The sequence below is a fragment of the Sedimenticola selenatireducens genome (genome assembly GCF_963675335.2).
Taxonomy (GTDB): Bacteria; Pseudomonadota; Gammaproteobacteria; order Chromatiales; family Chromatiaceae; genus Sedimenticola; species Sedimenticola selenatireducens.
In genome coordinates, this window is sequence record NZ_CAXXYC010000003.1 from 825,493 (window position 1) to 837,528 (window position 12,036).

At 54.0% G+C, this 12,036-nt stretch carries 10 protein-coding genes; 6 read left to right on the forward strand and 4 right to left on the reverse strand.

Annotated elements, in window-relative coordinates; genetic code table 11:
* Window positions 1–35: 35 nt before the first annotated feature.
* Window positions 36–1,664, reverse strand: coding sequence for an electron transfer flavoprotein-ubiquinone oxidoreductase (locus ACHZBF_RS07540; protein WP_394707554.1), 1,629 nt, complete (start codon window positions 1,662–1,664; stop codon window positions 36–38).
* Between the two features lie 416 nt (window positions 1,665–2,080).
* Here ACHZBF_RS07540 and ACHZBF_RS07545 point away from each other — a divergent pair, with 416 nt between their 5' ends.
* Both ACHZBF_RS07545 and ACHZBF_RS07550 read left to right on the forward strand, forming a co-directional pair.
* Window positions 2,081–2,833, forward strand: a complete 753-nt coding sequence (locus tag ACHZBF_RS07545; RefSeq protein ID WP_273437769.1) for an electron transfer flavoprotein subunit beta/FixA family protein — start codon at window positions 2,081–2,083, stop codon at window positions 2,831–2,833.
* Entirely contained in the window at window positions 2,830–3,756 is a 927-nt protein-coding gene (locus ACHZBF_RS07550) for an electron transfer flavoprotein subunit alpha/FixB family protein (protein WP_321528096.1), read from the forward strand. The genes ACHZBF_RS07545 and ACHZBF_RS07550 overlap by 4 nt, the downstream gene beginning before the upstream one ends.
* A 121-nt stretch (window positions 3,757–3,877) precedes the next feature.
* Here ACHZBF_RS07550 and ACHZBF_RS07555 read toward each other — a convergent pair whose 3' ends face one another.
* Entirely contained in the window at window positions 3,878–4,543 is a 666-nt protein-coding gene (locus tag ACHZBF_RS07555) for a nitroreductase (protein WP_273437767.1), read from the reverse strand.
* A 276-nt stretch (window positions 4,544–4,819) separates the two neighbouring features.
* Between ACHZBF_RS07555 and ACHZBF_RS07560 the strand changes: the two genes are divergently transcribed.
* A complete protein-coding gene (locus ACHZBF_RS07560; RefSeq protein ID WP_321528097.1) occupies window positions 4,820–6,199 on the forward strand; it encodes a phosphohexomutase domain-containing protein in 1,380 nt (459 codons plus the stop codon).
* Between the two features lie 112 nt (window positions 6,200–6,311).
* Here the strand turns inward: ACHZBF_RS07560 and ACHZBF_RS07565 are convergent, their stop codons facing one another.
* Complete coding sequence (locus ACHZBF_RS07565) at window positions 6,312–6,908, reverse strand: hypothetical protein (protein ID WP_321528098.1); 597 nt, start codon at window positions 6,906–6,908, stop codon at window positions 6,312–6,314.
* A gap of 465 nt (window positions 6,909–7,373) precedes the next feature.
* Between ACHZBF_RS07565 and ACHZBF_RS07570 the strand changes: the two genes are divergently transcribed.
* A complete protein-coding gene (locus ACHZBF_RS07570) occupies window positions 7,374–8,237 on the forward strand; it encodes a chemotaxis protein (RefSeq protein WP_321528099.1) in 864 nt (287 codons plus the stop codon).
* A 97-nt stretch (window positions 8,238–8,334) separates the two neighbouring features.
* Entirely contained in the window at window positions 8,335–10,692 is a 2,358-nt protein-coding gene (gene hypF / locus ACHZBF_RS07575) for a carbamoyltransferase HypF (protein ID WP_321528100.1), read from the forward strand.
* Between the two features lie 16 nt (window positions 10,693–10,708).
* Here the strand turns inward: hypF and ACHZBF_RS07580 are convergent, their stop codons facing one another.
* Window positions 10,709–11,143 carry a hypothetical protein gene (locus tag ACHZBF_RS07580; RefSeq protein ID WP_273437762.1) on the reverse strand — a complete coding sequence of 145 codons (435 nt, stop codon included), beginning with the start codon at window positions 11,141–11,143 and terminating at the stop codon, window positions 10,709–10,711.
* 188 nt (window positions 11,144–11,331) lie between these two features.
* Here ACHZBF_RS07580 and ACHZBF_RS07585 point away from each other — a divergent pair, with 188 nt between their 5' ends.
* A complete protein-coding gene (locus ACHZBF_RS07585; RefSeq protein ID WP_321528101.1) occupies window positions 11,332–11,982 on the forward strand; it encodes a GNAT family N-acetyltransferase in 651 nt (216 codons plus the stop codon).
* Window positions 11,983–12,036: the final 54 nt, after the last annotated feature.

Genomic DNA, 12,036 nt, shown 5'->3' on the forward strand with positions numbered 1-12,036 from the left:
CCCCACGTGGTGGCGCCACAAAGCACAGCCGTCAGTTACATATTGGGGTAGTTGGGCCCGCCACCGCCCTCCGGTACGGTCCAGTTGATGTTCTGTGTCGGGTCCTTGATGTCGCAGGTCTTGCAGTGCACGCAGTTCTGGGCATTGATTTGCAGCTGAGGTTGTTGCCCATCTTCCTGCAGAATCTCATACACGCCGGCGGGGCAGTAGCGCTGCTCCGGCGCATCATAGAGGGCCAGATTGACCTTGATCGGGACTTCCGGGTCCTTCAGCTTCAGATGGATCGGCTGATCCTCTTCATGGTTGGTATTGGATATGAATACCGAGGAGAGTCGGTCAAAAGTGATTTTGCCGTCCGGCTTCGGATAGTCGATCCGTGGGTAATCCGCTGCCTTGCCAAGTTGTTCATGATCGGGATGATGGTGCAGCGTCCAGGGTGCCTTGCCGCGAAACAGGTAGGTCTCGAGGGCGGCATTGAACAGGCCGAACCAGAGCCCTTTGCTGAAGCCCGGGCGGATATTCCTCACTTGGTTCAGCTCTTCCCACAACCAGCTCTGGCGCAAGCGTTCAGGATAGGTCTTGATCTCTTTGTGACCCTCATCGCTGATCTGCTCAAAGATTGCTTCCGCGGCCACCATGGCGCTCTTCATTGCGGTGTGAGTGCCCTTGATCTTGGGCACGTTGAGAAAACCGGCGGTATCACCTACCAGTAGTCCACCCGGAAATGTGAGTTCTGGAATCGACTGCAGCCCGCCTTCCGAGAGGGCTCTGGCGCCATAGCTGACCCTGCGGCCGCCCTCGAACAGTGGCCGAATATCCGGATGGGTCTTGAATCGCTGGAACTCTTCAAACGGGCTGAGGTGCGGGTTTTTATAATCCAGGCCGACCACAAAACCGACCACCACCTGGTTCTCCGACAGGTGGTACAGGAATGAACCGCCATAGGTCTGACTGTCCAGGGGCCAGCCGATGCTGTGCATGATGGTGCCAGGTTTGACCTTCGCCGGATCGATCTCCCACAGCTCCTTGATTCCGATGCCGTAGGTCTGCGGATCCACACCCTTACGCAGATTAAAGCGTTCCATCAACTCCTTGGTCAGTGAACCGCGGCAGCCCTCGGAGAAGATGGTCTGTTTGGCGTGCAGTTCAATGCCAGGCTCATAATTGTCGGTCTTTTCGCCGGAACGGCCAACGCCCATATCGCCGGTGGCAATACCACGCACTGCACCGTTTTCGTCATAGAGTACTTCGGCGGCGGCAAAACCGGGGAAGATCTCGATACCAAGCTGTTCCGCCTGTTCTGCCAGCCAACGGCAGAAGTTGCCGAGACTGATAATGTAGTTGCCCGCATTGTGCATCTGCGGCGGATTGGGCATGGAGATGGATTTTTTTTCTGTCAGGTAAACGAAGCGGTCCTCGCTGGCGGGGGTATCCAGCGGTGCGCCACGCTCTTTCCAGTCCGGTATCAGCTCATTTAGCGCCCGGGGTTCCAGGACGGCGCCAGAGAGGATATGGGCTCCCACCTCGGAACCTTTTTCCACGACGCAGATCGTCAATTCCTGCTCATTCTGGTTGGCCAATTGGGCCAGTCGAATGGCCGCGGAGAGGCCTGATGGGCCTGCGCCAACTATCACAACATCAAATTCCATCGCTTCGCGTTCCACAGCGACACCCCCTTTGGTGTTAGTTCCGGTTATTGTTTCCGGTAGTCTAAGGTAGCCAGGTTGACGTTTACGTAAACGTCATTATACTGAGTCAGGCAGACGGGTCAATTTCCTTCAATATCTGAGTCTGCTCCATTGGTCGCTGAAGTGTAGTGCACCCCGGCTTCCCGACCCGGTTCTGATCAGTGGCGTAGTTTACTATCTAACCTATAGATACGTAGACACCCTAAATGTAACCCAATAAAAAGTGAGTTATGAGAACAGTTAAACTCGGGTTTTATTTGATTTCCACAAGAAAATAGGCAAAATAGTTCAGCTAGTATAATTCAAACAGGAAAAATAATTCATTTTTTGTTTTTCTGTGTGAATTAGAATATCCGTATTAGGGCGGCAGCCAAACCAATCGAAGGTGGTGTATGAAAGTACTGGTCGCAGTAAAGCGCGTTGTGGATTACAACGTAAAGGTCCGCGTGAAGGCGGATGAGACGGGGGTGGAGTTAGCCAACGTGAAGATGTCGATGAACCCGTTTGACGAGATCGCGGTGGAAGAGGCGGTACGGATCAAGGAAGCGGGGAAGGCGGAAGAGATTGTGGTGGTGTCGTTGGGTGCGAAGCAGTGCCAGGAGACGATCCGCAACGCGCTGGCGCTGGGAGCGGACCGGGGCGTGCTGGTGGAGAGTGAGGCGGAGCTGCAGCCGCTGGCGGTGGCGAAGTTGCTCAAGGCGGTGATCGACAAGGAGCAGCCGGAACTGGTGATTCTGGGCAAGCAGGCGATTGATGACGACAGCAACCAGGTGGGACAGATGCTGGCGGCGCTGCTGGGCTGGCCGCAGGGCACCTTTGCCTCCAAGGTGGTGTTGGAGGACGGTGCAGTGGCGGTGACGCGGGAGATCGATGGGGGTCTGGAGACGGTCAAGCTGCAGTTGCCGGCGGTGGTCAGTACCGACCTGCGCCTGAACGAGCCGCGCTATGCGAAGTTGCCGAACATCATGAAGGCGAAGAAGAAGCCGCTGGAAGTGATACCGGTGGCGGAGCTGGGGGTGGACATTGCGCCGCGGCTGACGGTGCTGAAGGTGAGTGAGCCGGGCCAGCGCCAGGCGGGAGTGAAGGTTGAGAGCGTGGCCGAGCTGGTGGATAAGCTGCGTAACGAAGCGAAGGTGATAGCATGAGTATTCTGGTCATAGCGGAACACGACAATGCCCAACTGAAAGGGGCGACGCTGAACACGGTGACGGCGGCGGGCCAACTGGGGGATGAGATTGACCTGCTGGTGGCGGGCTCGAACTGTGCAGCGGTAGCCGAAGCGGCGGCGCAGATTGCCGGTATCGGCAAGGTGCTGGTGGCGGATGATGCGGTGTATGAACACCCGTTGGCGGAAGGCTTGTCGCTGCTGGTGACGCGACTGGCGGAGGGTTACAGTCACGTACTGGCGCCGGCGACGACGTTTGGCAAGAACGTCCTGCCGCGGGTGGCGGCGCTGCTGGATGTGGCGCAGCTGTCGGATATTACGGCGATCGAGAGTGCCGACACCTTTGTGCGGCCGATCTATGCGGGCAACGCGCTGGCGACGGTGCAGAGCAGTGACCGGATCAAGCTGATCACGGTGCGGGGAACGGCATTTGATGCGGCCGGAGAGGGCGGCAGTGCGACGCTCGAGAACATCCCGGCGGGTGAGGGCTATGGTCAATCGAGTTATGTGGGTGCTGAGCTGACGAAATCGGAGCGGCCGGAGCTGACGAGTGCGAAGATTGTGGTCTCGGGTGGCCGGGGCATGGGCAGTGGCGAGAACTTCAAGCTGATCGAGGCGGTGGCGGACAAGCTGAACGCGGCGATAGGCGCGTCACGTGCGGCGGTGGATGCGGGCTATGTGCCGAATGACTACCAGGTTGGGCAGACGGGCAAGATCGTGGCGCCGGAGCTGTACATAGCGGTGGGCATCTCGGGGGCGATCCAGCACCTGGCGGGGATGAAGGAGAGCAAGGTGATCGTGGCGATCAACAAGGACGAGGAGGCGCCGATCTTCCAGGTGGCCGACTACGGTCTGGTAGCGGACCTGTTCCAGGCCCTGCCGGAGTTGGAGCAGGCGTTGTAACCCCTTCCCGGGACTAACGCACTTAATAGACGCCCTGCGCTTACGCACAGGGCGTTTTTTTTACCGAAATGGTAGAAGCTATCTCGCTGTAGGAGCGCGTGAGATGGTTGCCTTTGCCATTTTACTCGAAAAAACGCGTGAACTGCTCCACTTCGTCACGGGGTGTGCGGTAGCTGTTGATGATATTACTTGTGTCTTCGTATCCCATCGCCAGGCCTACCACCAGTTTTTTCTCTTCGGAATAACCCAACTCCCGTTTAACGATCTCCGGATACTCGCCCAGGGCCGCCTGCGGGCAGGTGGCCAGTCCCTCTTCCAGTGCTATCAGCATGATGGACTGAATGAACATGCCGTAATCGAGATAGGAACCGGTTTCAAGAATCCGGTCAATAAAGAAAAACATCATCACCGGCGCATCAAAGGCACGGTAATTGGCAGCCCACTGGTCCTGCTGACGTTGTTTCTCTTCCCGGCTGATATTGAGAGTCGAGTACATCTGCAGTCCACAGGCGCGGCGACGCGCTTTGTAGACCCCTTCCCAGACCTCCGGATAATACTGAAACTCCATTGCTCCGGCTTGCCCGCTGCGAAAGGCGGTCTCCATCAGATCACCTAGCCGCCGCCGTTTTTCACCCGTCACGACAGCCACCTGCCACGGCTGGGTGTTGGTTCCGGATGGGGCGTGACGCGCCGCATCCAGAATACGTACGATCTTCGCTTTCTCGACTTCCTGCGGCAGAAAGGCCCGGGTAGCCTTTCTCTGTTTCAGCGCCTCATTTACTTGCATTGACCGGCTCCGGTTTACCTTAACGTTAACGTCATAATAGAGAATCCTGTTGGGATGTCCACGTAAAATTGCTTTACCAACAGGTTTTGGAAGGAGGCGGGGAGTCGTGCGTCAAATAGGCTAAAATGGTGTGATTCCTTGTAATCTTGCTAACGCATTGTTTGTAGGCATCGTCATACCATTTTTCGATTACCTGTCTAACCGAACTGCATTCGACCAGGGCTGAGCCTGGTAGGCAATCAGGTATCATTTTATTAAAAAAATCAGGACTATTTCATGCACAAGCTCGATTGTTTTAAAGCCTATGATATTCGCGGCCAGCTCGGGCAATCGCTGAATGAGGACATCGCCTATCGCATCGGGCGGGCGTATGCCGAATATATAAAGCCAGAAAGAGTAGTGATCGGGGGGGATATGCGACTCTCTACCGACGCCTTGAAGCGGGCATTATCCAACGGTCTGCGCGATGCCGGTGTCACGGTGCTGGATATCGGTTTGTGCGGCACAGAAGAGATCTATTTCGCCACTTCCTATCTGGAGACGGATGGCGGTATCGTGGTTACTGCAAGCCATAATCCCAAAGACTACAACGGCATGAAACTGGTACGCGAGGAGTCGAAGCCGATCAGTGGTGATACCGGGCTGAATGAAATTGAAGCCCTGGTCAGGCGCAACCGGTTTTCTGAAATGCCTGCCGACAAGAGAGGGGAGTACCAACCGATATCGACGCGGGACGCCTACGTCGATCACCTGATGGGTTATATAGCCGCCGAAGCGATTCATCCACTCAAGCTGGTGGTCAATGCGGGAAATGGTGTGGCTGGTCTCTGTATTGATGTCATTGAACGACGGTTCGCCTCCCTGGGTATACCGATAACCTTTCATAAGATCCATCATCAGCCGGATGGCACATTTCCCCATGGCATTCCCAATCCGCTACTGGTGGACAATCGTCAGGATACGATCAATGCGGTACTGTCGCATCAGGCCGATTTCGGTATTGCCTGGGATGGCGACTTTGATCGCTGCTTTCTGTTTGATGAACAGGGGCGATTTATCGAGGGTTACTATATCGTGGGGCTGCTGGCGGAGGCTTTTCTTGAGAAGTATCCAGGTAGCCGGATTATCCATGATCCTCGATTGATCTGGAATACCCTGGATATTGTGAAACAGCATGGTGGTCAGGCTATCCAGAGTAAAACCGGACATGCCTTCATCAAGGAGCGGATGCGGCAGGAGGATGCGGTCTATGGCGGCGAGATGAGTGCACATCACTATTTTCGGGATTTTTTCTACTGTGATAGCGGCATGATTCCCTGGCTGTTGATTGCCGAACTGGTCAGTCTAAAACAGCAGCCATTGTCGACCCTGGTGGATGATCGTATCGCGAAGTATCCCTCGCCTGGTGAGATCAATAGTCAGATCGGTGATCCGGCTGCCGCTATCGCCCGGGTGTTGGCCCACTATCAGGAGCAGGCGCTGTCGGTGGATTACACCGACGGTATCAGTGTTGATATGGCGCAGTGGCGGTTTAATCTGCGCAGTTCGAATACTGAACCGGTCGTCAGACTAAACCTGGAAACCCGGGGGGATATACGCTTGATGCGTGAGAAGTGCGAAGAGGTATTGAATCTGCTGAGGTCAGCCGATAATTAGGGGCTGATTGGTTAGAGAGGACGGCAGACAATACAAAAGCCCGCCCCGTGCAATCTCGGGAGCGGGCTTTTTGCTGTCTGGATGCAGGTCGACCCGGCATCCCGTTGGTGTTTTATTCGCTTGCCGCAGTTTCGGTGGTAGCGGCAGCCATTGCAGCCGATTTCCGGGCTGCGGTCTTGCGCGGACGACGTTTGGCGCTTGCCTTCCGCTTCTTCTTGGGGGCATTGGCCTTGGTCCAGTCGCTTTCGAATTTTTCCAGTGCCTTCTGTTGCGCGGCAGACTTCTTCTGTGTGTCGCTCGCTTCTTTGAGAGCCTGTTTGGCGTTTTTCATCTGCTCACGCAGCTCGGATACCTTTTGACCTGCGATACGCAGCGCCTCGCGTGACTTTTCTACCTGTTTCTTTGCGGCTGCGGTACGGTTGGTGGTGGCCTTTTCCGCTGCAGCGTTCTTTTTATCGCGCAGTACCGCCTGTCTGGCTACCGCCTTATCCAGTTGGCCCTTGATTTTTTCTACACTCTTTTGTGCCTGTGCCGCGTCTTTTTCGTAAAGCTTGGTCAGTTGAGCTTGTGATTTGGCAATTGACTGTTCGAGTTGTGCTACAGGAGAGATGCTGGGTGCTGCCTTCTTGGCGGCAGTAGTTTTTGTTGCACGGGCTGCCGTTTTTTTAGCAACGCGTTTTTTTGTGGTTCTTGCTTTTTTCGTGACCATCTGAGGTTCCCCATAAGAGTGTATGAAATGCGACGGGTAGTTGAGTATCCCACAGATCGAATATTGCCAAAGTTGAATACTGTTGCCAATACTTTATTTGGAAATTATGAAAAATATTCAATAGTTTTACAGATAATAGCGATACCTTACTTAAACAACGCGCAATAATTTTATGATTTCTTCGTCAAGACTAAATTAGCAATCACCCTTGCTAAATCAAATTCAGCGCCTTGGAATACTCTGGTCGCCCGTTTTACCAGTGTGGTATTAGGATAAATCGGGTCGATGAAACAGTAACCGGGTTCAAGTTATGATGAGGTCGGTCGCTAGACTATTTCGAGCATGGTGGAGTGGAGAGACTGTTGGTTCCTGCCCATCGTCGTCGTTAACTCAATAACACACGTATTGTTTGTGACTACTGAAAATTCAAATCAGCAAAAAAATCAAAACAGGACACAACAGCGCATGCTGCTGTTTACCCTTTTTGGTCGCCAGGTATTCGGCATCAATGTTCTGAAGATTAAGGAGATCATCCCCTACCATGCGATGAACACACTTCCCGGGGCCAATCCTGCGATTATTGGCATCGCCCGTCTGCGTGGACAGCCATTCCCGGTAATTGATCTTTCCAGTGCATTGGGTATGACTACAACCAAGGATGTAGCGGAATTTGCCGATTGTTCAATCATTATTTCAGAATTCAATCGTTCTCTGCAGGGCTTTCTGGTTAAAAAAGTGGATAAGATAATTCCGCTTGGGTGGGATGCCATACAACCTCCACCGGCTTCGTCTGGACGCTTTAATTACATAACGGGTGTGATTAATATCGACGATAAGATTGTAGAGGTGATTGATGTTGAGCGCGTGCTGAATGAGGTTGCACCACCCAAGGACAGCACCGGAAAGGGTGTTAGCCTCTCGGATGAACAACTTGAGCTGTTGCGCAGAAAGTTGATCCTTGTGGTGGATGACTCCGGGCTTGCCAGAAAGCAGGTCTCCCAGACTCTGGCGATGATTGGTATAGATCCGGTGATGGCCAACGACGGTAAAGAGGCCCTGCAATTATTGCACGCACTGCATGCAGAAGGGCGTACTGTTGATCTGATCATTTCGGATATCGAGATGCCTGAGATGGATGGTTACACGCTGACTCGGGAACTGCGCAAGGATCAGGATTTCGCTTCGGTTTATATACTGCTCCATACCTCGCTGGCAGGCGCCGTCAGTAAGGAGTATGCCACGGCCAGCGGGGCAAATGCCGCCTTGACGAAGTTTGTTACCGAAGAGTTGGCTGAAGCGGTTCTGGAGGGACTGGGTCAGGATCACTGAAGCAGATACCGGAAAACCGGTGTTTTCTACTTCGCCCGAAAAGGGGGGTAGGGGTACACTTGTACAATATTTCACCGACCCGGATCCCAACTAACCCATGAACGTCAAACCCTATGCAGAGCGAATCCGTATACGTGGATTGGTTCAGGGCGTCGGTTTCAGGCCGACGGTCTGGAATTTTGCCAATCACTGCAAATTGCTCGGTGCGGTATGGAATGACGCCGAAGGTGTTCTGATCGATGCCATTGGCTGTAAATCTGCAATAGATCGACTGATCAAATTAATCACACAACAACCACCGCCACTGTCCAAGATCGATGCTGTCGAACGACAGCCGCTTGCATTGCTGGATAGACCGGCATACACCCGGTTTGAGATCATTGAAAGCAGAGGGGGCGAGATCCGTACCGGTATTGTTCCCGATGCGGCTACCTGCGATGCCTGCCTGCAGGATATCCATCAGCCACATAACCGGCGTTATCACTACCCGTTTACAAACTGTACCCATTGCGGCCCCAGACTCTCCATTGTGCGCGCGATCCCTTATGACCGGGCGACTACCAGTATGGCGGTATTTCAACAATGCAAGGCTTGCCTGGCAGAATACCGTGATCCAGCGGATCGACGCTTTCATGCACAACCTAATGCCTGTCCGGCGTGTGGTCCGCGGGTCTGGCTGGAAGATGTCGCAGGCAAAGCGTTGCATGAGGGAAGTGACAAGGGACCGCTTGAGCTTGCGGCCAAACTTCTACGCTCCGGCGCTATCCTGGCGATCAAGGGAATCGGCGGCGTGCATCTCGCCTGTGATGCGGGGAATGAACAGGCCGTTGCGACACTGCGCTCAAGGAAACGACGCTACCACAAGGCCTTTGCCTTGATGGCGACCGACCTGGCAATGATCCGCCGTTATGCCGACGTCAGTGATCAGGAGGAGGCTCTGCTGAAAAGTAGCGCCGCACCTATTGTGATTCTGCGGCAGGGAGGGGAGGAAACGCTCGCGCCTGCGATCGCCCCGGGGCGGCGATCTCTTGGTTTTATGCTGCCCTATACGCCCTTGCATCATCTATTGATGGGGCGGTTGGCGCGACCGATTGTGCTGACATCCGGCAATCTGTCGGATGAGCCGCAGGTAATCTCGAATAACGCTGCTCATGATCGTCTGTCGGCTATTGCCGATTACTGGCTTCTGCATGACCGGGAGATTGTGAATCGCCTGGATGATTCGGTGGTTCGGGTGATGGATGGTGATGCCAGATTATTGCGCCGGGCGCGTGGCTATGCGCCTGCGCCTATCACTTTGCCTGATGAGTTCAGGGGAACCCCACCGATACTTGCCCTGGGTGGTGAACTGAAAAACACCTTCTGCCTGATGAAGGACAACCAGGCCATTCTCTCCCAGCATATGGGCGATCTCGAGAACGGCGCCACCATCAAGGAATATCATCGCTCCCTGGAACTCTATGGTCAACTGTTCCAACATGACCCGGCGGTAGTGGTGGTCGACTATCATCCCAATTATCTCTCGACCCAGTGGGGCCAGCAGATGGCTGAGGAGCGTAAGATCCATCTGGAATCCGTTCAGCACCATCATGCGCATATAGTCGGCTGTATGGCGGAGCATGGCAGGGGTTTGGATCAAGCGGATGTTTTGGGTGTTGCGCTCGATGGTCTTGGCATGGGGGAGGACGGTGCCCTGTGGGGCGGCGAGTTCCTGAGAGTCAATTATCGTGAATTTCAACGCCTGGGTTACTTCAAACCCACGGCCATGCTGGGGGGCGCCAAGGCGATGCATGAACCCTGGCGCAATACGCTCGCCCACCTGTTGAGTGAATTCGCCTGGGATCGTCTGTCAAATGATTATGGCGAACTGGAGATTATGCGCTTTCTCAACAGCAAGCCGATTGCCAACCTGCAGCAGATGTTTGAGCGAGGGCTGAATTCACCACTGGCTTCCTCTTGTGGCAGACTGTTTGATGCGGTCGCCGCTGCTATCGGGATCTGCCGGGAGCAGGCGAGCCACGAAGGACAGGCCGCCATTGAGATGGAGGCCCTGATTGACCATGAGTTTTTGGAGGGGCAGGAAACAGGATATGGATACCGGATGGAATGGATTGGCGGGCAGTGCGTGCTGGGCTGGCAACCACTGTGGCACGCCTTGCTTAAGGATCTTTGGCGGGATGTGGCACCGGGGGTCATAGCCGCCAGGTTTCATCAAGGATTGATCCAGGCGCTAACAGAGACGGCGCTGCAGCTTTGCCGACAACAGCGGTTGAATACCGTGGTACTCTCAGGAGGCGTATTCCAGAACAGGATTCTACTTGAGGGCGTGAGCCGAAGGCTGCGCGAACAGGGATTGACCCTAATGAGTCCTCGCGTGGTGCCGGCCAATGACGGGGGGCTTTCGCTGGGACAGGCGGCAGTTGCAGCGGCCCGTCAGCTCAATCGCATTGCCTGAATTCAGGCAGGTACCGTCAGCTCTCGAAACAGTGGTGTTGTGCCTTCAGGTGTCGAAGTGTTTCGATCCGCTCCTCTGCCGAGATAATTCGTCCATTCTCCTGGTACTGAAGATATCCGGCGTATCCTGATATCGCATAGGCCGGCATAAACAGCGTGGAGCCTATCCAGATTGCCGCCCCCTGGTAGGGGTCATTATAAAAGTCCGGTTTATAGCTATAGGTTTTGGGCATGAGATCGGTGATTTCACGTTCCAGGGCGAGACAGTTTAGAGCGCGCTCGCTTTCCGTTGGTGTCACCGTGGCGGGTGTCCGGTAGAGGTCAAAAGGAATCACCCTGGTATCCGCTTTTTGCGCCGAAGTTTTATTCAAGTCGTCGGCCATTCCGATCGATGCAGTGACCAGCAGTAGCAGTGAGCCGATTTTCATGCCTGCAGTGGCAGCGGTTGACATGGATGTATCCTCCGGTTTTTTGCGCAATGGTAGCAATATCGGCAGTCTCGCAGATAAGTTGATCAGCCGCTAAGTAGATAAAGTACTATTTGTTCAATATATGTCACGTTTGAACAAAAAACCGATGAAAACACTCCGAAGATACTATAGTATAAGTATTAGCTAATATGTTGTTTTTGGAGCATCCAATGCCCGATCTCGAATTTGAATTTTCACTAAGGCCGGACTCAGATCCTGAGCTGGCTCCCTATGTGCTCAAATTTACCGGAAAATCAATTGTATGGGATGATGCCTCAGGCTCCGATCGTGTGGTAGGAGAGATACATGGTCACAAGCTCGATTTGGCGGCGGCGATTGTGGATGGTGTCAATCAATCACTCTTGCTCGACTCGGTCTGTCCCGAGCTATCGGAGTTTTCCCAGACGGCGTTCGGTGACGATGGCTGCCACTATCTGCAGGAAATGGCCGATGGCAGTATGAAGAAGCAGGAGTGCAGTGGACTGGTCTACATCAACGAGATTACGATTGACCCGGACTATAGGGGGCAGCGTATTGGCAGCGCCCTGATGGGAAAAATCGGTCAAATGGTGGATGTGGAAGACAGCATTATCGCCTTGAAGGCTTTTCCGCTCTCGCCGGAATATGGCAAGCGTGTTCCGGAAGCGGATGTGGAAAGAGTCAAGCGGTTTTATGAGCGTCTTGGTTTTACCCATATCGGTGGCGAGTTCATGGTAAAACAGGCCAATCTCTGCGACACCATCAAGAAACGCCTGGCGTGGAGAAAGGACCAGCCGATTAAATCGACCGTCATCAGCAGGACAAGTTTCACCCCGGAATAGTGACAGATTGTCTGCCCAATTCTGTGTTATAAATTATCATTGATTTGGTCGACC

What these genes read in the sequence shown, in the direction of transcription:
- ACHZBF_RS07545 (WP_273437769.1), top strand. Translation starts at nt 2,081, where the DNA reads ATGAAAGTACTGGTCGCAGTAAAGCGCGTTGTGGATTACAACGTAAAG.
- hypF (WP_321528100.1), top strand. Translation starts at nt 8,335, where the DNA reads ATGAACGTCAAACCCTATGCAGAGCGAATCCGTATACGTGGATTGGTT.
- ACHZBF_RS07555 (WP_273437767.1), bottom strand. Translation starts at nt 4,543, where the DNA reads ATGCAAGTAAATGAGGCGCTGAAACAGAGAAAGGCTACCCGGGCCTTT.
- ACHZBF_RS07565 (WP_321528098.1), bottom strand. Translation starts at nt 6,908, where the DNA reads ATGGTCACGAAAAAAGCAAGAACCACAAAAAAACGCGTTGCTAAAAAA.
- ACHZBF_RS07580 (WP_273437762.1), bottom strand. Translation starts at nt 11,143, where the DNA reads ATGTCAACCGCTGCCACTGCAGGCATGAAAATCGGCTCACTGCTACTG.
- ACHZBF_RS07550 (WP_321528096.1), top strand. Translation starts at nt 2,830, where the DNA reads ATGAGTATTCTGGTCATAGCGGAACACGACAATGCCCAACTGAAAGGG.
- ACHZBF_RS07570 (WP_321528099.1), top strand. Translation starts at nt 7,374, where the DNA reads ATGCTGCTGTTTACCCTTTTTGGTCGCCAGGTATTCGGCATCAATGTT.
- ACHZBF_RS07560 (WP_321528097.1), top strand. Translation starts at nt 4,820, where the DNA reads ATGCACAAGCTCGATTGTTTTAAAGCCTATGATATTCGCGGCCAGCTC.
- ACHZBF_RS07585 (WP_321528101.1), top strand. Translation starts at nt 11,332, where the DNA reads ATGCCCGATCTCGAATTTGAATTTTCACTAAGGCCGGACTCAGATCCT.